The 19,829-nt window shown below is 60.0% G+C and carries 18 protein-coding genes; 6 read left to right on the top strand and 12 right to left on the bottom strand.

Annotated features, from left to right (window positions below; all coding sequences use genetic code 11):
- Positions 1–30: 30 nt before the first annotated feature.
- From AC3RLQ_RS29075 to acs, 7 genes are all read right to left on the bottom strand, one after another.
- Positions 31–1,083, bottom strand: a complete 1,053-nt coding sequence (locus AC3RLQ_RS29075; RefSeq protein ID WP_493032225.1) for an acyltransferase family protein — start codon at positions 1,081–1,083, stop codon at positions 31–33.
- Positions 1,080–1,781, bottom strand: a complete 702-nt coding sequence (locus tag AC3RLQ_RS29070; RefSeq protein WP_493032223.1) for a GDSL-type esterase/lipase family protein — start codon at positions 1,779–1,781, stop codon at positions 1,080–1,082. The genes AC3RLQ_RS29075 and AC3RLQ_RS29070 overlap by 4 nt, the downstream gene beginning before the upstream one ends.
- Positions 1,782–2,154: 373 nt before the next feature.
- A complete protein-coding gene (locus AC3RLQ_RS29065; RefSeq protein WP_493032221.1) occupies positions 2,155–3,297 on the bottom strand; it encodes a glycosyltransferase in 1,143 nt (380 codons plus the stop codon).
- Between the two features lie 73 nt (positions 3,298–3,370).
- Complete coding sequence (gene lpxA, locus AC3RLQ_RS29060; RefSeq protein WP_493032219.1) at positions 3,371–4,174, bottom strand: acyl-ACP--UDP-N-acetylglucosamine O-acyltransferase; 804 nt, start codon at positions 4,172–4,174, stop codon at positions 3,371–3,373.
- Between the two features lie 18 nt (positions 4,175–4,192).
- Complete coding sequence (locus AC3RLQ_RS29055) at positions 4,193–5,512, bottom strand: bifunctional UDP-3-O-[3-hydroxymyristoyl] N-acetylglucosamine deacetylase/3-hydroxyacyl-ACP dehydratase (protein WP_422320750.1); 1,320 nt, start codon at positions 5,510–5,512, stop codon at positions 4,193–4,195.
- A gap of 96 nt (positions 5,513–5,608) precedes the next feature.
- Positions 5,609–6,850, bottom strand: a complete 1,242-nt coding sequence (locus AC3RLQ_RS29050) for a PQQ-binding-like beta-propeller repeat protein (RefSeq protein ID WP_493032217.1) — start codon at positions 6,848–6,850, stop codon at positions 5,609–5,611.
- Between the two features lie 223 nt (positions 6,851–7,073).
- Positions 7,074–9,002, bottom strand: coding sequence for an acetate--CoA ligase (gene acs, locus AC3RLQ_RS29045; protein WP_493038783.1), 1,929 nt, complete (start codon positions 9,000–9,002; stop codon positions 7,074–7,076).
- Positions 9,003–9,232: 230 nt separating this feature from the next.
- Here acs and AC3RLQ_RS29040 point away from each other — a divergent pair, with 230 nt between their 5' ends.
- From AC3RLQ_RS29040 to AC3RLQ_RS29020, 5 genes are read left to right on the top strand one after another with little or no spacing between them, the layout of a single operon-like run.
- Complete coding sequence (locus AC3RLQ_RS29040) at positions 9,233–10,240, top strand: peptidylprolyl isomerase (RefSeq protein ID WP_493032215.1); 1,008 nt, start codon at positions 9,233–9,235, stop codon at positions 10,238–10,240.
- On the top strand, positions 10,237–10,608 hold the full coding sequence (locus AC3RLQ_RS29035) for a type II toxin-antitoxin system RelE family toxin (RefSeq protein WP_422320756.1): 372 nt from the start codon (positions 10,237–10,239) through the stop codon (positions 10,606–10,608). Before AC3RLQ_RS29040 ends, AC3RLQ_RS29035 begins: the two co-directional genes overlap by 4 nt.
- A gap of 57 nt (positions 10,609–10,665) precedes the next feature.
- Entirely contained in the window at positions 10,666–11,832 is a 1,167-nt protein-coding gene (locus AC3RLQ_RS29030) for an aminotransferase class V-fold PLP-dependent enzyme (protein WP_493032213.1), read from the top strand.
- A gap of 54 nt (positions 11,833–11,886) precedes the next feature.
- On the top strand, positions 11,887–12,159 hold the full coding sequence (locus tag AC3RLQ_RS29025) for a type II toxin-antitoxin system Phd/YefM family antitoxin (RefSeq protein ID WP_493032211.1): 273 nt from the start codon (positions 11,887–11,889) through the stop codon (positions 12,157–12,159).
- Positions 12,156–12,479: a type II toxin-antitoxin system RelE/ParE family toxin gene (locus AC3RLQ_RS29020; protein ID WP_493032209.1), complete on the top strand. Its 324-nt coding sequence runs from the start codon at positions 12,156–12,158 to the stop codon at positions 12,477–12,479. Before AC3RLQ_RS29025 ends, AC3RLQ_RS29020 begins: the two co-directional genes overlap by 4 nt.
- Positions 12,480–12,554: 75 nt before the next feature.
- On the opposite strand, the gene pheT is transcribed toward AC3RLQ_RS29020, so the two are convergent.
- The 5 genes from pheT to rpmI all read right to left on the bottom strand — a co-directional run bounded on the left by pheT (position 12,555) and on the right by rpmI (position 17,960).
- The gene (pheT, locus tag AC3RLQ_RS29015) at positions 12,555–14,948 is read right to left on the bottom strand and encodes a phenylalanine--tRNA ligase subunit beta (RefSeq protein WP_493032207.1); all 2,394 of its coding nucleotides are present in this window, start codon (positions 14,946–14,948) and stop codon (positions 12,555–12,557) included.
- A 44-nt stretch (positions 14,949–14,992) separates the two neighbouring features.
- Positions 14,993–16,018, bottom strand: a complete 1,026-nt coding sequence (gene pheS / locus AC3RLQ_RS29010) for a phenylalanine--tRNA ligase subunit alpha (protein WP_493032205.1) — start codon at positions 16,016–16,018, stop codon at positions 14,993–14,995.
- Between the two features lie 77 nt (positions 16,019–16,095).
- Positions 16,096–16,953 (bottom strand): metallophosphoesterase, encoded by an 858-nt coding sequence (locus tag AC3RLQ_RS29005; RefSeq protein WP_493032203.1) that lies wholly within the window; start codon positions 16,951–16,953, stop codon positions 16,096–16,098.
- A gap of 274 nt (positions 16,954–17,227) precedes the next feature.
- Entirely contained in the window at positions 17,228–17,623 is a 396-nt protein-coding gene (gene rplT / locus AC3RLQ_RS29000) for a 50S ribosomal protein L20 (RefSeq protein ID WP_397380479.1), read from the bottom strand.
- Positions 17,624–17,744: 121 nt separating this feature from the next.
- Positions 17,745–17,960 (bottom strand): 50S ribosomal protein L35, encoded by a 216-nt coding sequence (rpmI, locus tag AC3RLQ_RS28995; RefSeq protein ID WP_377164684.1) that lies wholly within the window; start codon positions 17,958–17,960, stop codon positions 17,745–17,747.
- Between the two features lie 188 nt (positions 17,961–18,148).
- Between rpmI and AC3RLQ_RS28990 the strand changes: the two genes are divergently transcribed.
- Positions 18,149–19,816 (top strand): hybrid sensor histidine kinase/response regulator, encoded by a 1,668-nt coding sequence (locus tag AC3RLQ_RS28990; RefSeq protein ID WP_493032200.1) that lies wholly within the window; start codon positions 18,149–18,151, stop codon positions 19,814–19,816.
- Positions 19,817–19,829 lie beyond the last annotated feature (13 nt).

The raw sequence follows: 19,829 nt of genomic DNA, 5'->3' as shown, positions 1-19,829 counted from the left end.
ACCGCACAGAGGACTGTGCGGACCACTCTCTCACGTAAACCGCCGCAGCCTGTCCCGCACCCACCGCATGGACGGCCGCTCAATGCAAACCGAGATCACCCACGCCAGCACCACCATCGCAGCCACCGTGATACCAAGCCTCAACCACGCCGAGTCCATCACACCACCCAGCGCATTCAAAAGCACCAGCCCAATGTTCTGATGAATCAAATACAGCGGGTACGAAATCGCCCCCAAAAACACCAGCGGCTTCGCATTGAGAAAAGGCAGCCATCCCGTCGTGGCCAGATGCAGCAGCAATCCAAAACCAAGTACAAACACAAAATGCAGCGGAAACGCCGCCTTCCACCAAGCCAGCGCCGCACACGCCACCAGCACCAGCGTATGCCCAATGCTCCACGCCCGTCGGCGATGCGCATCGTATAAAATCATCCCCACGCCAAACAGGTGAATGTAGTCGAGACTCGTGACAGCCTTGATCTTCCCCGTCAGGCGATAAACCAACGACTCCGGCTGCCCGTAAGTGAGCACCCCATGCGCCGCAGCCGCAGCCCCCAGCCAGAGCAGCAGCACCGGCACCGTCAGCTTCTTGAAGGCCCCCAGCCGATGCAGAACAAGCATGGCCACGTAAAACAAGATCTCGAATTCCAGCGACCAGTACGCGCCATCAATCATCTGCGCCCGCGCAAACCGCGGCAGCATCGTGATGTTCCAAAGCGCATCACGCAACGTGACTCGCATCCCTGCCAGACCATAGATTTCCGTAACCAGTAATGTGATCAGCGCGCAGGCCCAGAACGTCGGATACAAACGTGAAAACCGCCCCACCGCGTAGTGCATCGCGGACCGCGCACGATCCAGTGTCATGAAGATGACGAAGCCGCTGATCATGAAAAACAGATCCACCCCCGTGCCGCCATAAGGAAACTCAAAAGGCGGGTCGTAGAGATGAAACCACGATTGCTCAAACGCCCAGTTCTTCGCGATGCCGCTGGTGAAATGAAACAGGATGACCGCCATGGCCGCAATGCCGCGCAAAGCATCCAGTTCAGCGATTCGCAGCGTGGGATTGATCGACTTCATGGCAGGGCGGCAGGCAGTTTGAGAACAGGCGTAAGCTCACGAGCCAGCACGACATAACCCGCCTTGGAAAGATGCAGATGATCCTCCTGATAAAGCTGCAGTCGCTGATTGCCGTCCGTTTCCAAAAAAGCGGATGAGAAATCAAAGAACTCCACCTTGTTCCGACCATCGAGCTTTTTGAGCGCCCCGTTGATCTCAGTAATCCAAGGCCGAATCGGCGACGCCGCCTCATACACGGGCAGCAGGCCCAGCAGCACGATGCGCGTCGTCGGATGCCTCGCGTGAATGCGCTCCACAATGGCTTCGATGCCACGCGTGGTATCCGCAGCGCTGAAGTGCCGCCAGAAGTTGTTGATGCCAATCATGAGCACCACCGTCTCCGGCGACGGCCCGTCCAGAATGCCATGCTCCAGCCGCCACAGCACATGCTGCGGCCCCTCGCCACCGATGCCAAAATTCAGCGCCTGCGCAGGAGCGATGCGCCTTTGCCAGACCTCCTTGTCCCAGCTCTCCGTGAGCGAATCCCCAATGAAAATGAGTTTCGCCTGCGACTGCCTCATCGTCTCCGCCTGCTGCTTCACCGTGTCGGCCCAATAGGCCGTATCATCACGCATCGCCGGCTCCCACGACACTTCCGCTGCATTCACCCCCAGGGCGGCAAGGCAGAACAAACCCAGAAGATGTCGGAACAATGACATGAAAGCCGAAAAGCTAAGCCCCTGCGCTCACGAGATCAAGCCGCGTGGCAAAACAACCGAGCGCAGAAGTTTACACATACCATTCGTGATGGCCTCAAAGCGAATCCCCTCTCCCCACCGATGACAAGGCAATGCCCAAGACTCTCTTTGGGGAACCGGAGCGCAGCGCAGGTAGACTGCCGCAGGCAGCCCGAAGGGCGAACGCAGTGAGTCAAAGGGCCGGGTGAGGGGTCATCCCATGACGACGCAGGGTGCTCGTCGTCCCCTCACCCCAGCCCTCTCCCCCGAAGAAAAACATAGACTACCACCGTGTGTCAGGGGCGGGGAGAGGGAGAGCCGCTTTTTGCCGCCCCTGGATTTTCCGAGCCCAGAATTACCGCCCCACCTTCAGCTCATACTCCCTCACAATCGCCCCGAAACACGCCTCCTGGCTGAACCTCGTCTCCGCGATCTGCCGATGATTCGAAACCCGCCCCAGCGCACAATCCTGCGCCCATTGCCCGATCACTTCCGCAAAGCCATCCGCATCCTCCTTGCCCGCCGACCAGCAGTGCGACAACCCCATCTCCGTGAAGTCGTTGTTCCCCGGCACCTGGCTCAAGATCACCGGCAGGTCACAGGCCAGTGCCTCCAGCACCGCAAAGGACAGCCCCTCGTAGCGTGAGGTCAGGATCATCCCATCCAGCGCCTGATAAAACGACAGCGGCTCCGACAAGTAAGTCTGGCGCACAATCCGCGAACGAATGCCCAGCTGATCCGCCAGAGCCGCACACTCAGCCGAGAGCTCGCCCTCCCCCAAATGATACAGCCACAGCTCAGGCCTCTTTTGGCAGGCTTTGGCAAACGCGCGATACAACGTGATCGGGTCCTTTTGAAACGCCAGCCGTCCCACCGCCCCCAGCAGGATCGCACCTGCCGGAACACCCAGCGCATCACGAATCTCCTGCCGCTTCGCTGCATCCGCAGGCCGAAACCGCACACAGTCCACCGGATTCGCAATCAAGCGCAGCCGCGCCTGCGGAATCTTCAAAGAGCCCCGCGCAAACGCCCTCTCCCCCTCAGACAAATTGATCGTCGTGCCCACGCGCCCAAGCACCGTCTCCACCGCATTGAACACCCGCGACTTCATCCCACCCTTGCCCGACAATCCAAAGTAGGCATGCGGCGTGTAAAAAACCGGCTGCCTCACACCGAGCAAGACCATCGCACGCACCAGCGCCCCCGCCTTGGAACTGTGCGCGTGGATCACATCCGGCCTCGCCTCCGCCACCAGCCTGCGCAGTTTCAGCAGCGCCGCCACATCACCGGGGCCGGGCGCATTGCTCACCGCGAGATTCACCGTCTTGCCACCCGCCGCAGAAACCTTCTCCACCAGTTGTGTCAGCCGGTCCGAACCCCGCACATCCGAATAGGCCAGATGAATGCGATGACCACTCTCCATCAAAAACGACGCCAGTGCCTCAACGTGCCGGAACACGCCATCAACGCCAGGTTCGGTGACTAGAAGGATTTGCATCGAAGAAAGCCACTTTAGCACCATTCAGCGCAGGCACGAAAGCAAGGATGCACTCTGCCGCGAGATTACCGCCTCAGTCTTGCTCTTCTGCCTCGGCCTTGCCGCCGAAAATGATGCCCCGCTTCGTCGTGGCCACGAAATCCGTGAAGGCCGCCGCCTCCGGCGAGAGCTCTCCAGCACGAAGTTCCTCCACGGCCTGGGCGTTGTTCAAACCATTGCGATAAACTTTGCGAAACGCCTCACGCAGAGAACGCATCTGCTCACGGCTGAATCCCGCGCGTTGCAGGCCGACGATGTTCAAACCACGCGCACGGGCCGGATTGCCATCCGCAGTGCAGAAAGGCGGGATGTCCTGCACCACTTTGGCACAGCCACCAATGATCGAGCGTGTGCCGATGCGGCAAAACTGATGCACCGCCGTCAGACCACCGATGATGACATGATCCTCAACGACCACATGCCCCGCGAGGGTGCCGTTGTTGGAAAAGATGACGTGATTCCCCACGATGCAGTCATGCGCGATGTGCACGTAGGAGAGGAAGTTGTTGTTGCTGCCGATCACCGTCTTGTCCCCGGCAGACGTGGCGCGATGTACGGAGCAAAATTCACGAAAGGTGTTGTTGTCACCCACTTCCAGCCAGGTCGGCTCGGCCGAGTATTTCAAATCCTGGGTCTGCTGACCGATGGACCCGTAGGAGAAGAATTTGTTGTTCTTCCCGATCTTCGATGGCCCCATGATCGTCACATGGTGCTGCAGCCAGCATCCATCTCCGAGCTCCACGTCCGCGCCAATGATGCAATACGGACCGATGTGGACATCCGCACCGATCTTGGCGGAGGGATCAATGATGGCGGTCGGGTGAATCGTGGCGGGCATGCGTCAACAATCTAACTTTTAACGATCCACCACGCTGAACATCAGCTCGGCCTCGGAAACGACCTGCCCATTCACACTGCAACGGCCAATGCCGCTGGCGATGCTGCGCTTGGTCTTGAGGATTTCTGTTTCGATGAGGAGCGTGTCGCCCGGCAGCACCGGCCTGCGCCACTTCACATTGTTGGCGCTCATGAAATAGCCGATCTTGCCCTGATTCCCCGGCATGCGCAGCAGCACGATGCTGGCCACCTGCGCCATCGCTTCGAGTTGCAGCACGCCGGGCATGATCGGATGGCCGGGGAAATGCCCCTGGAAATACGGCTCGTTGATCGTGACATTCTTGATGCCCGTGCACTTCGATTCGCCTTCGAATCCGATGATGCGGTCCACCAGCAGGAAGGGGTAGCGGTGCGGCAGGATGTTCATCACCTCGTTGATGTCGAGGACGGCCTCGCCACCGGGGATGTGCACCGGCGCCGGCACCATGCTGCGCATCTGGTTGTACTGCGCCACGATGGCGCGGGCCAGCTCCGTGTTCGGTCCGTGGCCCGGACGCACCGCAATGACGTGGCCCTGGATGCGTTTGCCGGAGAGCATCAGGTCGCCCACGATGTCCAGAATCTTATGCCGCACGAACTCGTCCGCAAAGCGCAGCGGCTGCTTCGAGAGCAGCGTGTCCCCACGAATGACGACCGCCGCTTCCAGCGTGCCGCCTTTGATCAGCCCCTTCTCCATCAGCGGGGCGATGTCCTCATAGTACACAAAGGTGCGCGCAGCCGCGATTTCCTTTTCGTAGGTCTCAGGATTGATCTCCGTGCTGAAATACTGCGTGAAGCGTCCGCCCGGGCCCACGTTCGTGCAGGAGATGCGGAACTTCTTATCGGGAACAATGGTCAGGATCGTGCCGTCACGCGTTTCCTGGTAGATCGGCTCGCGCACCTCGAAAACCTTGCGCGCTTCCTTCTGCTCCTGCAGCCCGGCGGACTTGATCAGCTCCACAAAGGGCATCGAGCTGCCATCGGCAATGGGCGGCTCGTTGGCATCCATTTCAATGATCGCATTGTCCACGCCCATGCCCGCGAGTGCGGAAATGACGTGCTCCACCGTGTGCACATTGACACCGCCTTCGGCAATGGTCGTGGCACGCTCGACTTTCTGGACTTTCTCGACCAGCGCCGGAATGAAGGGTTTGTCCTCCAGATCGATGCGGCGAAATTTGAAACCAAAGTTCTCCGGGGCGGGTTGGAGGGTGAGTGTGACCTGTTCGCCGGTATGCAGCGAGGTGCCCGTCATCGAGACGGACTTGGCGAGTGTGTGCTGACGGTCTGAGGCGGCCATGGCGGGAGCGCGTTCGTTAGCGTCGCGGCCCGGTGGGGTCAAAGGGAAATGCAGAGCATGCACCTCCCCTCCCCGGGCTAATCCCGATACCCGCCCCTACCTCTTCCCAATGCACCACAGGTGCTTGTAGCCCCGGACGAAAAGCTGGCCGTCGCTCACGGCGATGGAGCCGATGATTTTCTCCCCCAGTGAATTCGTTGCCAGCAGCTCAAATTTCGGGCTGGCCTTGAACACGAAGCAGTCGCCGATCTGATTCGCCGCATAGCATTTGCCATCGGCGCTCAGCACCAGCGAAGACCAGTTGTTGCCTTTGAGCCGCTCCTGAAACACCATCGTTCCCGTCTTGAGGTCCCGGCATTCGGCGATCCCGCCATCACTCAGGATGTAGTGGTAGCCATCATGCACCACACCGCTGCCAATGCGCTGGCTGACCTTCGGCAGTTGCCACACTCGATTTTTCTCCGTCACATCCCCGTCGCCGCCGGTCTTCACCGCGAGTGCGGCACCACCGTAGCCGCTCATGGCGATCATCACCCCATCGGCAAACAAGGGCGAATTATACACCAGGTCAGTCAGGCCGCTGGAGGTCCACAGTTCCTTGCCAGTCTGCGGATCAAAGGCACAAGCACGCCGGGGGTAGCTCATCAGCAGTTCATACCGTGCGCCGGTTTTGCGCAGCAGCGGATCGCTCCACGAGCCCAGCCACTTCTTGTCCGCCCCCTCGCCGGAGGCGCCGCCCGGCTCCTTGTGCTGCCAGATCGTTTTGCCCGTCTTTTTGTCAAAGCAGTACAGCACCGTGTTCTCCCCGGGCCCAAAGTTCAGAAACACCCGGTCTCCCGCCAGCACTGGCGATGTCCCATTTCCCCAGATGTGGTGCTGCTTGCCCAGGTCCGTGCGCTTCCACAGTTCCTTGCCATTCATGTCATAGCAAAACACACCTGCCGAGGCAAAGAACACGATCACCCGCTCGCCATCCGTCGCCGGTGAGGCTGCGCAGTACGGATTCGTGGCATGCGTCAGCTCCGGCTCTTTATAGATCGTGCCAGCTTCCCAGAGCTGCTTGCCCGTCTTTTTATCAAAGCACAGCAGCAGCCGCTTCCCCTCCTTCTCAATCGCCTGCGTCACCAGCACCTTGTCCCCCCACACCACCGGCGTGGAGTTCCCTCGCTCCGGCAGCTCCACCTTCCACACCACATTCTCCGTCTGGCTCCACTTTTCCGGCAGCTTTGACTCCGCAGAAGTGCCGTCTCCGTTCGCCCCACGCCACATCGGCCAGTTCTCCGCATGCAGGGAGGCTAACGAACAAAAGGCAAAGACCAGTGGGAGGGTGCGTTTCATGGCGGTTGGGTGGATGGTGGATGGTGGATGGTGGATGAAACGTAAGCCAGCAGGCATTCATGCATTTCCGCTTTCCTCGACTGCAGCACCGACATCCCCTAAAAAGGTTGCTCCGATGTACTGGAACCAACCGTTCATGCGAACGGACTGCACCCAGACAAGGCGAGGAAAACATCACTTTGACGTGATGTTTTCCTCCTGAGTTCCTCATCAACCAGCCGAATTAATCTTCCCCACCCGCAGCAAGCTGCGCAATGACGTTGATGTCTTCCAGCGTTGTCGTGTCGCCCTTGATCAGCTCGCCGGCGGCGATCTGTTTCAACAAGCGGCGCATGATCTTGCCAGAGCGCGTCTTCGGCAGTGCCGCAGCAAAGCGGACCTCGTCCGGAGTGGCCACGGGACCAATGACTTTGCGGACGTGCTTCTTCAGCTCTTCGGCAAGTTCGCGGCTGGACTTGACGCCTTCCTTCACGGTCACAAAGCACACGACGCCCTGGCCCTTCATCTCATCAGGGCGGCCCACCACAGCGGCTTCCGCCACGGCAGGATGGGAGACGAGCGCGCTTTCCACTTCGGCGGTGCCGAGGCGATGACCGGCCACGTTGAGCACGTCGTCGATGCGGCCGATGATCCAGAAATTGCCCTGCTTGTCACGGCGGGCTCCGTCGCCGGCGAAGTACCAGCCTTTGAAGTCGCTCCAGTAGGCGTCCTGATAGCGCTTCTTGTCGCCCCAGATGCCGCGCAACATGGAAGGCCACGGCTTGCGGATGACCAGCTTGCCCTGCTCATTGACGCCGACCTCTTTGCCGAGGTCATCGACGATGGCCGCATCCACCCCAAAGAACGGCAGCGTGGCGGTGCCAGGCGTGGTCGGTGTGGCACCCGGCAGCGGCGTGATCATGTGACCGCCGGTTTCCGTCTGCCACCAGGTGTCAACGATCGGGCATTTGCCGCCGCCGACCTTGTTGTGATACCACATCCACGCTTCAGGATTGATCGGCTCACCCACGGTGCCAAGCAGGCGCAGGCTGCTGAGGTCATGCTTCTTCAGCCACTCGTCACCCCACTTCATGAAGGCACGGATCGCCGTCGGAGCGGTGTAGAACACCGTCACGGCGTATTCTTCGATGATCTTCCAGAAGCGGTCGTTCTCAGGCCAGTTCGGCGCACCTTCAAACATGAGCGAGGTGGCACCCAAAGCGAGCGGACCATAGACCATGTAGGTGTGTCCCGTCACCCAGCCGATGTCGGCGGTGCACCAGTACACATCGTCGTCGCGCAGATCGAAGACGTATTTGCAGGTCATCTGCGCGTGCAGCAAATAACCGCCCGTGGTGTGCAGAATGCCCTTCGGCTTGCCGGTGCTGCCGCTGGTGTAAAGGATGAACAAAGGCGACTCCGCATCCATCGCGGCCGCTGCGCAGCGTGCGTCCACGTATTCCAGTTCACGGTGCCACCAGACGTCACGTCCTTCTTCGATGTGCACATCCTGGCCGGTGCGCTTGTACACGATCACCGTCTCCACGGGCGTGTCCTTGGCCTTGAGGGCGTCATCCACATTCTTCTTCAGCGGCACCACGGCACCACGGCGGTAGCCGCCATCGGCGGTGATGACGATCTTCGCGCCGCAGTCCAGCACGCGGTCCTTGATCGACTCGGCGCTGAAACCGCCGAAGATCACGCTGTGCATCGCGCCGATGCGGGTGCAGGCCAGCATGGCAATGGCGGCCTCAGGGATCATCGGCATGTAAATGATGACGCGGTCGCCCTTCTTGACCTTGTGGCGCTTCAGCACGTTGGCAAAACGGCACACTTCGCGGTGCAGCTGCTGGTAGGTGAGCACCCGCTTCTCTCCGGGCTCGCCTTCCCAGATCAGGGCGGCCTTGGTCTTGCGCGGGCCGTCGAGATGGCGGTCGAGGCAGTTCTCACTGACATTCAGCTTGCCGCCGGTGAACCACTTGGCGTTCGGGCATTTCCAGTCGAGCACCTTGGTGAAGGGCTTGGTCCAGTGCAGTTCCTTGGCCTCACGTCCGAAGAACTTGTCGGGATGCTTGATCGACTCCTCATGCATCTTCTTGTACTGCGCCATCGAGCTGATGCGGGCTTTCTTGGAAAACTCAGCACTCGGTTTAAACACCCGGCTTTCAGTCATCAGGGATTTGGAATTGCTGGCTGCCTTGGGGGCGGTTTTGGCAGCTTTCTTGGGGGAGGATTTGGCGGCGGCTTTCTTGCTCATGGCTGGTTGGGGTCGGCGATTGGGAGGCGCAGATTAGAAACCGGAGCCGCCCGCGTGCAAGGTGAAGCTGCATCTACACGCTCCTGACAGGCGAACTTCACCTTGCCACAGCGGCCCCAAGCCTTACGATAAGCTCCTCATTTGTCATGATTCCCCTGCGCATAAGCCTGTTTGCCCTCCTCTCCGCCTGCTCCAGCGTCCTCGCCCAGCAGTACACCAACAGCATTGCGGCTGTCGTCGATGGCATCCCCATCGCCTCTTCCGAGGTGGAGGAAACCATCAAGGCTCAGGAGCAGGTGATCCAGTTTCAGTTCCGCAATGACCCGGCACGCATCGCCAAGGAAATCGCTCTCCTGCGCCAGGGAGCCATCGAAACACTCATCGACCGCGAAATCCTGCTCGCCGAGTTCCGCAAGATCGGCGGCGTCATCAAGGCCCAGTACGTCGATGACGACATCAACGGCATCATCCGCGAGAGCTTCAAGGGCAACCGCGACGCCTTCGTGGATGAACTCACCAAGGGCGGCATGACCGTGAAAAAGTTCCGCGAGCTGCGCGAGAAAATGGTCATTATGAACGTCATGCGTGCGCGCAATGCCGGCGACCATCCCCCCGCCACCCCCCGCGAAGTTCAGGAGTACTACGACAAAAACGTGGATAAATGGCGCGAAGGAGATCAGATCAAAATCTCCACCATCACCATCCCCAAGTTCACCGGGGACAAAACCCCTGAACAGCAGCAAAAATTCGCCCAGGAGCTGCGCACGAGAATCGTTCAGGGCGCTGATTTTGCCAAAATGGCGAAAACCAATTCACAAGACAGCCATGCCGAAAATGGCGGCGCCTGGGACTGGATGTCCAAAACCGACCTGATGCCCGCCATCGCCAATGCCGCCATGGAACTTAAAACCGGCGGCGTCAGCCCGGTTCTTGATCTGGAATCCAATTTCATCATTGTCTCCTGCGATGCCAAAAAGCTCGGTGCCGCCCCGGACATCGAAAAGCTGCGCCCGGAAATCGAAAAAATGATCAACCAGGAGAAATCCAAGGCCAACATCGACAAGTGGATGGAAACCGTGCGCAAAAAGCACGTCATCAAACGCTACAAGACCTCCAACGCCCCGCCCGCCCCAATCCCTGCCGCACAACAATGATCCAGATCGTTTTCAATGACATCAGCGCCGCCGAGCTTTCCCACCTGCCCACCCAGGTGCAGTTTCATCTGCTGGAAGCGCTGAACATTCAGCCCGCCGATATTGACGAATCGATCCTCAGCAAACGCTACGGCGTGCTCGAGCGCGGCGGCAAAAAACTCTACCGCTGCCGTGCCGGCGACCACCGCATCTATTTCGCCGTGGTCGATGGCAATGTGAGCGTGCACCGCGTGCTGCACAAAAACACCCTCACCGACTTCCTCTTCCGCAGCAATCTGCCCGGTGGCGGCGAAGACGAGGCCCTGAGCCAGTCCAAAAGCTTTTGGCACCTCATCGATGAAGGCGCCAAGACCTTGAAGGTCGCCTAGCCAGCCTGCCTTGGCGAATTCGTCACCCAGGGTCATGCGGCATTCGTTGTATTAGCCATGCTCACTCTCGATGCCCTCCTGTCCGATGAAGCCCTGCGCCAGCAGGAGTTTCCCGTGATCAAGGACAGCCTGTTCCTCGCCCATGCCGGCGTCACCATCCTGCCGCGCCGCGTCACACGCACGATGCAGGAGTACCTCGAGCAATGCTGCCTGCGCATGCAGGAGTATCCTGAGGCCTGGAAAGCGGTGAACGAAACACGCGTCGTTGCTGCCGAATTGATCGGCGCCAAAGCCAGCGAAATCGCCCTCATCGGCCCCACCTCGGTGGGCCTCAGCTTGGTCGCCAACGGTCTCCCATGGCAGGCGGGTGACGAAGTCGTCTGCTACCTCGATGACTATCCCGCCAACGTTTACCCCTGGACCGATCTCGAACGCCATGGCGTCGTTTTAAAGCGCCTCCAGCCCGCCTCCCCCGGTGCCATCACCCCCGAACTCGTCGAGGCATCTCTCACGCCCAAAACCAAGCTCGTCGCTCTCGCCTCCTGCCATTTCCTCAGCGGCTACCGCATCGAAATCGACCGCATCGGCCGCATGCTGCGCGAGCGCGGCATCCTCTTCTGCCTCGATGCCATCCAAACCGTCGGTGCCTTCGAGACCCGAGTCGACCACGTCGATTTCCTCTCCGCCGATTCCCACAAATGGATGCTCGGCCCTATGAGCGCTGGCATCTTCTACGTCCGCGAAGAACTGCAGGACAGGCTGCGTCCCAGCCTCCTCGGCTCCTGGAACGTCCGCAGCCCCAACTTCATCGCGCAGGAAGAGATCGCCTTCGAACGCGGCGGCCGTCGCTACGAACCCGGCGCCCTCAACATCTCCGGCATCCTCGGCATGAAAGCCGGCATCGACCTGATTCAGGAGATCGGTCTCCCCGCCATCAGCGCCCAGCTCTTAAAGCTCAAAGCCCGCCTCCACGCCGGACTCCAGCCGCTGGGCTTCACCTTCCTCGGCCCCGATCCGCGCAGCATCAACGCCTCCTGCATCACCACCGTGCAGCACCCCCAGCGCTCGTTGGCGGACATCTCCGCACATCTCACCGCCAACAACATCACCACCTCCCTGCGCCACAACCGCGCCGGCCAGCCCCTCCTCCGCTTCAGCCCCCACTTCTACAACACCGAAGCCGAGATGGACCGCGTGGCACAGGTGATTGGTGAGGCTGCCTGACCAGCCTTCGAATAGGCGCTGGATTCGCATGGAATTCCATGTTTATTCCGGTCCATGTTCCAGCTCGAAGACATCCATCCGCTCACCGATTTTCAGCGCAACGCCAAGAGCCACCTGAATCGGGTGAATAAAACCGGTCGCCCAGAGGTGCTGACTGTCAACGGTCGTGCTGAGGCCGTATTGGTCGGGCGGAAGGCTTATGAGAAAATACAGGACGCGATGGAGGAACTTGCCAGCATCAAATCCATTCAAACCAGCCTCAATCAGATGGCCGCTGGCAAAACCATCCCCGCCAAAGACGTGCATCAGCGCTTGCGCGAGCTATGAGCTTCGAGATCGAATACACGCCGCATGCGCAAAGCGAATTGGAGGATGTTTATCTGTGGATCAAAGCACGCATGCCGATGTCTGCTGCCCGCTGGAGGGACGATCTGATCGCCAAGGTGGAATCCCTCGCATCCGATCCTGATCGCCATCGACTGGCTCCAGAAAGTCGCAGGTTTCCGGTTGAGATTCGCCAACTGCTCTTTCGCAAACATCGCAGCCAGTTCCGCATCCTCTTCACCATCTCCGGCAAACGTGTCGTCATTCTATCAGTACGGCACCACTCACGCAGACCTCTGGAGGAAGGCGATTTACCAGTTTGATTCAGATCACGAGTCATCAGCTCCGACCTGCCATTGCGATTATCGCGATGGCAGGTCATCACAATCAAGCAACCCCTACCTCCGCACCGTCGCAGGCAAGGTCTTCTCCAGCGCCGTGAGGATCGCCGTATGCGCGGCATCCACCTCTGCGGTTTCGAGGGTCTTCTCTGCAGACCGGTAAGTCAGCGTCCAGGCGATGGATTTGCGGTCCTTCGCCATCTTGGTTCCCGATGGATCAGCAAAGACGTCGAAGACCTCAGCCCCCACAAACAACGGGTGTTTCTGGGAGGCAAAGAACGCGGCCACCTTGGCGTGCGGAAGATCCGCTGGGACCTCCATGGCCACGTCACGCGTCATGCCAGGGAAGCGCGGCAGCTCCTCAAACTTCGTCGGGCCGGTGCTGCCCTGACGCAGAGCGCTGATGAGCAGTTCGGCGACATACACGGGATAACGCGCATTGATTTCACGCGCACGTGCCGGATGCAATTGCGCGATCCAGCCCAGGATGCGGTTCCCGGCACGCAGTTCGCTGGTCAGCAGGTAGTTGGCGCCGTTCTCCTTCACGGGACGCACTTCGAGCGGCGTGCGCGTGAGGTTTTGGATCTGCCCCACCAGTTCATGAATGTCAGCAGCCTGCGGTTCACGGCCATGCCAGCTCGTTGGCGAAACGGGGCCACTGAGCAGCACGGCCAGGCGCTCCTCTTCACGGCTGCCACCCTTCGGCAGCGTGAGGAAAACTCGGCCCAGTTCAAAGAAACGAAGGCGATGCAAGCCCTGCCGGATGTTGAGCGCCGCAGTGGCGACAAGCCCCGGAACAATGCTCGGGCGCAGCGTGGTATGATCTTCACTCAGCGGGTTTTTCACCGCCACGCCCTGACCACCACCGAGACTGTCAGCGAGCTGCGCATCCGCAATAAGCCGCAGCGTTTGCGCTTCGAAGAAGCCGCGCGCGGCAAGCGACTGCCGCAGGCCCATCGCGAAATCATACGTGCGGTCAGCAGCTTCGACCGGCGATGCAACCGCAACCTGCCGCGACGGCACGCGATCCAAGCCAATGACACGAGCAACCTCCTCAACAAGATCAACCGGGCGCTGCAGATCGAGGCGATAGCTGGGAATGCCCCAGTGGCTCTCATGCTTGCTGGCGGACTTCTTGGTGAGGCCGAGCTTTTCGAGGATGGCGTGAATTTCATCACCAGTCATGTCCGGCGTGCCGAGCAGCTTGCGCGCACGGTTTTCATCCAGCGTCACTTCACCGACGAGCTTGGGCGCTTCGCCCGCGACTTGCACCACATCCTCTGCGGTTCCACCCGCAATGGTGAGGATCAGCTTCGTGGCGAGTTCCGAACCACCCTGCACCTGCTGCGGATCAATGCCGCGCTCAAAGCGGTAGCTGCTGTCGCTGCTCAGGCCCAGACGGCGCGAAGTGCGGCGGATGCCGCTCGGGGCGAAGTAGGCGCTCTCCAGCAAAACGTTCACTGTGCCTTCCGTGACACCCGTTTCCTCACCACCCATGACACCTGCGATGGCCACTGGACGCTGGCTGTCAGCAATCACGAGGTCGTCGGTTTGCAGCGCATACGTCTGCCCATCAAGCGCGAGGAACTTCTCACCCTCAGCCGCCATGCGGACAACGATGCCCCCCTTAAGCTTGTCCAGATCGAAGCAATGCAGCGACTGCCCCATCTCCATCATCACATAGTTCGTGATGTCCACGATGCTGTTGATCGGGCGCAGACCGATGCTTTCCAGACGCCGACGCAGCCACTCCGGACTTGGTCCGACTTTGACGCCCTTGATGAGCCGCGCCGTGTAAAGCGGACAGGCCTCAGCAGCCTTGATCTCGATTTGCTCTTCGCCTGCAGCCTTCGTTTTCGTGCTCGTGCTGGCATGATGGCGTTCGCCTTTCAGCGGCAGGCCGGTGAGTGCCGCCAGTTCGCGGGCAAGCCCCAGATGGCTGAGCAGATCAGGACGGTTCGGCGTGATCTCCAGATCGAACAGCACGTCGGCAGGATTGAGCTTGTTGAAGGGCGTGCCGACCGGTGAATCAGCCGCCATGATGAGCAGCCCGCCGGTGTCCTCGCCAATGCCAAGTTCCTTGCCACTGCAAAGCATGCCGAGGGAATCGACCCCGCGCAGCTTGCCCTCCTTGATGGCGAATCCGCCGGGCAGCACAGCCCCCGGCAGCGCCAGAGGCACTTTGTCCCCTGCTTTGAAATTCTTCGCACCACAGACGATTTGACGCAGCGCACCGCTGCCGTCATCCACCTGACAAACGCTGAGTTTGTCAGCATTCGGATGCTGCTCAAAAGACTGAATCTGCGCCACGACGACCTTGTCGGTCGCGACCCCGCGTTCTTCGATGCCTTCAACTTCCACACCCGCAAAGGTGAGGAGATCAGAAAGCTGCGGGACAGTGTAGGAACTCAGGTCGAGATGGGTGCTGAGCCAGGAGAGGGAGACTTGCATGACAAAGAAAGGGAAAAGGAAGGATCAAAAAGGGCCGCAGAAAATCACGCTGCAAACTGCTGCAGAAACCGCACATCATTTTCAATGAGATGCCGGATGTCAGTGATGCCATGCATGATCATGGCCAGACGGTCGAGCCCAAGACCAAAGGCAAAGCCCGTGGTGGTCTCCGGATCGAAAAGGTTGTCGCCACGCGCCTTGTTGATCTCAGCGAAAACAGCCGGATCAACCATTCCGCAGCCCGCGATTTCAATCCAGCGCGCATCCTTGCCCTTCGCTTCAAGCTTCACATCAATCTCAAAGCTCGGCTCCGTGAAGGGGAAGAAGTGCGGGCGAAAACGCACTGCCGTGCCGACACCGAAGATCTCGCGGAAGAAGTATTCCAGCGTGCCTTTGAGGTCGCCGAGGCTGACGTCCTGATTCACATAAAGTCCTTCCAGCTGGTTGAAAACACTCAGGTGCGTGGCGTCGATTTCATCACGACGATAAGCAGCCCCCGGCGCAATGATGCGAATCGGCAGCGCTTTGGCCGCCTCCATCGTGCGAACCTGTACACTCGACGTATGCGTGCGCAGCAGTCGGCCATCCGGAAGATAGAACGTGTCCTTCTCGTTGCGTGCCGGATGGTCGGCAGGCGTGTTCAACGCATCAAAGCAATGCCACTCGGTTTCAATCTCCGGTCCTTCAGCCAAGGCGAAGCCCATGCGGCGCAGCGTGCGGATGGCGAGGTCACGAATCTGCGTCAGCGGATGCAGCGCGCCAACGCCTGCTCCCGGACGCCCCGGCAGCGTGATGTCGATGCCTTCCACCGCCTTCGCATCCTGCGCGGCCTGCAGCGCGAGTTTCTTCGTGTCGATGCCTTCCGTGATGGCGGTGCGCACTTCGTTGAGCTTGGCGCCCACTTCCTTCTTCTGCTCCACCGGCACATCCTTCATGCCCTGGCTGAGAGCGGTGACACTGCCTTTCTTGCCCAGAAAGTTCACCCGCACAGCTTCGAGGGCGGTTTCATCCTGCGCAGCGTCAAGGGCGGCAAGGGCTGCGGTTTTGAGAGAGTCGAGTTCGGAAAGCATGGAACCGGCCACTTAGCTGCGACATGGCCCGCATGCAACTGTTGGAACCACCCGGCCTGCTCTTGCAAATCACGCGCTCACGCCCGCAACAGCTCCGGACTGCGCAACGTCAGCTCCGTCACCTCCGGCGGGGCGCCGATGCGCAGAGGCACTCCCACGCAGCCGATGCCGCGGTTCACATACATCTGCAGTCCCTCCACCTTGTAATGTCCGGCGAGGTACTTTTTGCCAAACTTGGCGCGCCGCAGGGACATGGGCGCTTTGCCACGGAAGACGAGCTGCCCGCCGTGCGTGTGCCCGGAAATTTGCAGTGCCTTCACACCAGCGGCGGCGATCGTGTCAGCGGCGTCCGGCTCATGCATCATCAGCACCAGCGGCTGGCTCTGCTTCCAGTCCTGCAGCGTCTTGCGCACATCCGGCCGGTTCACATACATCGAGTCAAAACCACCGAGAACCAGCGTGCCGTTGTCCGTGCGGATGCGCCGGATCTCATTGCGCAGCACGGGAATATTTCTCTCCGTCAGCGCCCGGATCACCTCAGAAGCACCACTGGCGAAATCATGATTACCCAGGCTGGCATACACGCCGTAGGGTGCCACAAGTTGGGAGAGCAGTTCCGCCACTTGCGGTGCTGGCCGCGCCGTATAAGTCACAAAATCGCCCGTCAGGGCCACCATGTCCGGCTTCAGGGCATTGCAGGCCTGCACGCTTAGCAAAATGTCCTCCGCCGTCGTGAAGGGTTCCAGATGCAGATCGCTCAATTGCGCGATGCGAAAGCCATCCATCGCCGACGGCAGCCCGGGAACCTGAATTTCAACACGCTCGACAATCAGCTTCTGCTTCCGCTCACGCGCGAATGCGGGCGATGTGGAACCGACTGCGGCCAGAACAGTGAGCTGGCGCAAGATGCTACGGCGGGAGTAAGGTGCGGACATGATGAATCAGCAGGCTGGCTCGATGAGAGCGTAAACGCGCATCTCAGGATACGCAGCGGGATGGAGGAACGACGCGCAGAAAGCCACGTCTTCTTCAAGCACTGGTGCTGGGGAAAAGCCGTGCATTGATTAATGACCCACAGTGCGCCCAAAAGTTCAAAAAATCAACCCACTCAAGGATTTCACATCCCACTTGCCCGGCATGGCCCGGGCACAACAAAACAGCCGGAGCTTGCGCCCCGGCTGTTGAGAATCTTGGAGGTTCCGTTGGAGCTTACGCTGCAGCGGTTTCCTTCGGCGCTTCGGCGGCCTTCTTTTCCAGCGCGGCCTTGGCCTGCTGAACGAGAGCTTCGATGGCGGCGATGTCTTTGACGGCGAGGTCCGCGAGGACTTTGCGGTCAAGGTCGATGCCGGCGAACTTGAGGCCTTCCATGAAACGGGAATAGCTCAAGCCGAGAGGACGGGTGGCGGCGTTGATGCGCTGTACCCACAGGTTGCGGAAGCTGCGCTTCTTGGCCTTGCGGTCACGAGTTGCGTAGGTTTCGGCTTTACGGACGGCGTCCTTCGCATAGCGGAAATGCGTGGAACGGAAGCCGCGGTAACCTTTGGCTTTTGCCAGCACGCGCTTACGGCGCTTCCGGCTGGCGGGGGAGTTGGTGGCTCTTGACATGTATCTTTCTCTATGATCAGGCTGTTGTTTGGGTAGCGATGGCTTGCCTCACCTGGTCGAAGGCCTCCCAAAGGAAGCCAGGCAAGTTCATCGTGGTCTCTATTGAGAGACCGTGGTCGTCTTAGCGATGGGAGAACGGCATGTTCGCCTTGATTGCTTTGACATCCACTTCCGCCACGAGGGCGACTTTACCGAGGTTACGTTTACGCTTACGGCTCTTGTTCTGCAGAATATGGCGCTTGCCTTGTTTACGGCGCAGCACCTTACCCGTGGCAGTTATTTTGAACCGCTTGGCGTAAGCTTTCCTCGTCTTGGCGATACCGGCATTTTTGGACATAGGGGCGGCGATGGTAAAGGAGAAGCCCGGTTCGGCAAGGTGTTTTTCACCTTCTCATGCACTCTCATCAAATTTCCCGCATACGTTTGCTCTCAAATATGGGAGTCAGAAATATCCAGAATATCAAAAATTAAAGTTGTCTTAATTATCTAAGATTGCTAAATGAGTCAGAATCACGCGGATAATTCATGACTTCTTCCCTCTCCACTTCCTCCGCAACTCCAGCAGCAATCGCTGAACTGGAGCAGGGGCTGGAGCACCTCAAGGTGGCCAATTATTACCTCCGCGTCGCACTCGATCAGGTCGCCGATGGTGTGGTGATCGTGGAAAGCGAAGCCAGTGATGCCAAAAGCGGCCAGAAGGTCCTTTTCAGCAATGCCGCCGCCGCCATGCTGGCAGGCGCCGATCCTGAAACCGGACTCCGCGGTCTGGGCCTCAATGATCTCGTGGCTGACGTCAAGGACGCTGCCACGCTCCAGCAAAGCCTCCGCCTCGCCGTGGACAATGGTGGCTGCCATGAATGTGAATGCCAGCTGCAGAGCCTGCGCACCCAAACCCCGGTGCCCAGCAAGTGGCGCGTGCGCGCCGTTTTCAACAGCATGCGCAAGCTGCTGAACTTCACCATTCTCATCAGCCCTGCTCAGGCCGCTGCCTCCTTAGCCAGCACCAAGACCGAGCCAAAGCCCGCCGCCGACGATCTGGACGCCCAGTCCGCGCAGCTCCGTAAAGAAAACCTCGCCGCGCTCGCCCAGGGCATCGCCCATGACGTGAACAATCTGCTCGGCCCCGTCACCGTGCGCCTCTCCGCGCTGATCCAGCAGGTGCAGGAGCATCCGCCCCTGGCTCAGGAGCTCCAGCTCGTGTTCGCCGGATTGAAGCGCGCCAAGCAGTTCACCTCCCAGGTCGTCACCGCCTCCAAGTCCTCCCCCCGCAAGCTGGAACCCACCGACATCATCTCTCTGATACGCGACACCGTGGAATTCGCCGGCGCCGGATCCAACGTGCACGTCTGCGTACGCAACGACGAGAACCTGCGCCAGGCCGTTGCCGATCCCGTCAAGCTCAGCCAGGTGCTGCAAAATCTCGTCATGAACGGCATCCAGGCCATGCCGCACGGCGGCTATATGGATGTGCAGGCGGCCAACTATCTGGTGGGCCCGGCCGGAGACGGCAAACTCAAGCCCGGCAAGCACGTCCACATCATCGTGCGTGATCGCGGCTGCGGCATCGCCAAGGAAAATCTCGACCGCCTCTTCCGCGAATCCTTCACCACCAAGCCCGACGGCAACGGCATCGGCCTCACCACCTGCAAACGTTTCGTGGATGAAATGGGCGGAGACATTCGCGTGACCTCCACCCCGAACATCGGCACCGAGTTCAGCGTCTTCCTGCCTGCCGCCGCAGGCTCCGGTGGCACCCGGCCTCTCACGCCAGCGGACTCGGCCCCCGTTCCGCTGAAGCATGGCAAAGGCAAGGTGCTTATCGTCGATGACGAGGACGACCTCCGCAAAGTCGCCCACATGATCCTCACCCGCTGCGGCTATGAAGTCGTGCAGTGTGACAATGGCCAGGACGCCGTGCGCATTTATTCCAGCCTCTTCCGCACCGGCACCCCGCCTGATGTGGTGCTCATGGACCTCACCCTGCGTGGCGGCATGAACGGCACCGAAACCGCCGCCGAAATCCTGCATCTCGATCCTGAAGCACGCATCGTCTGCACCAGCGGCAGCGTCACCGAGGAAGTGCAGATGATCTTCCTCGAACGCGGCTTTGTCGGTGTCCTGCCCAAACCCTACGAAGCCGGTGAGCTCACGCAGATGGTCCACCGCGTGTCCACCATGATGAAACGTCATTGAGCCGGGGCCCATG

Source organism: Prosthecobacter sp. GW821-HT29F12 (assembly GCF_058803405.1).
The sequence above is the reverse complement of the archived record's forward strand: the minus strand, read 5'-3'. Positions and strand labels throughout refer to the sequence as shown.

Coding starts and splice junctions, on each gene's coding strand:
- AC3RLQ_RS29025 (WP_493032211.1), top strand. CDS start 11,887: ATGTTCCAGCTCGAAGACATCCATCCGCTCACCGATTTTCAGCGCAAC.
- AC3RLQ_RS29030 (WP_493032213.1), top strand. CDS start 10,666: ATGCTCACTCTCGATGCCCTCCTGTCCGATGAAGCCCTGCGCCAGCAG.
- AC3RLQ_RS29020 (WP_493032209.1), top strand. CDS start 12,156: ATGAGCTTCGAGATCGAATACACGCCGCATGCGCAAAGCGAATTGGAG.
- AC3RLQ_RS29050 (WP_493032217.1), bottom strand. CDS start 6,850: ATGAAACGCACCCTCCCACTGGTCTTTGCCTTTTGTTCGTTAGCCTCC.
- pheT (WP_493032207.1), bottom strand. CDS start 14,948: ATGCAAGTCTCCCTCTCCTGGCTCAGCACCCATCTCGACCTGAGTTCC.
- AC3RLQ_RS29005 (WP_493032203.1), bottom strand. CDS start 16,953: ATGTCCGCACCTTACTCCCGCCGTAGCATCTTGCGCCAGCTCACTGTT.
- AC3RLQ_RS29070 (WP_493032223.1), bottom strand. CDS start 1,781: ATGTCATTGTTCCGACATCTTCTGGGTTTGTTCTGCCTTGCCGCCCTG.
- acs (WP_493038783.1), bottom strand. CDS start 9,002: ATGACTGAAAGCCGGGTGTTTAAACCGAGTGCTGAGTTTTCCAAGAAA.
- AC3RLQ_RS29040 (WP_493032215.1), top strand. CDS start 9,233: ATGATTCCCCTGCGCATAAGCCTGTTTGCCCTCCTCTCCGCCTGCTCC.
- lpxA (WP_493032219.1), bottom strand. CDS start 4,174: ATGCCCGCCACGATTCACCCGACCGCCATCATTGATCCCTCCGCCAAG.
- AC3RLQ_RS29075 (WP_493032225.1), bottom strand. CDS start 1,083: ATGAAGTCGATCAATCCCACGCTGCGAATCGCTGAACTGGATGCTTTG.
- AC3RLQ_RS29055 (WP_422320750.1), bottom strand. CDS start 5,512: ATGGCCGCCTCAGACCGTCAGCACACACTCGCCAAGTCCGTCTCGATG.
- AC3RLQ_RS29065 (WP_493032221.1), bottom strand. CDS start 3,297: ATGCAAATCCTTCTAGTCACCGAACCTGGCGTTGATGGCGTGTTCCGG.
- AC3RLQ_RS29035 (WP_422320756.1), top strand. CDS start 10,237: ATGATCCAGATCGTTTTCAATGACATCAGCGCCGCCGAGCTTTCCCAC.
- AC3RLQ_RS28990 (WP_493032200.1), top strand. CDS start 18,149: ATGACTTCTTCCCTCTCCACTTCCTCCGCAACTCCAGCAGCAATCGCT.
- pheS (WP_493032205.1), bottom strand. CDS start 16,018: ATGCTTTCCGAACTCGACTCTCTCAAAACCGCAGCCCTTGCCGCCCTT.
- rpmI (WP_377164684.1), bottom strand. CDS start 17,960: ATGTCCAAAAATGCCGGTATCGCCAAGACGAGGAAAGCTTACGCCAAG.
- rplT (WP_397380479.1), bottom strand. CDS start 17,623: ATGTCAAGAGCCACCAACTCCCCCGCCAGCCGGAAGCGCCGTAAGCGC.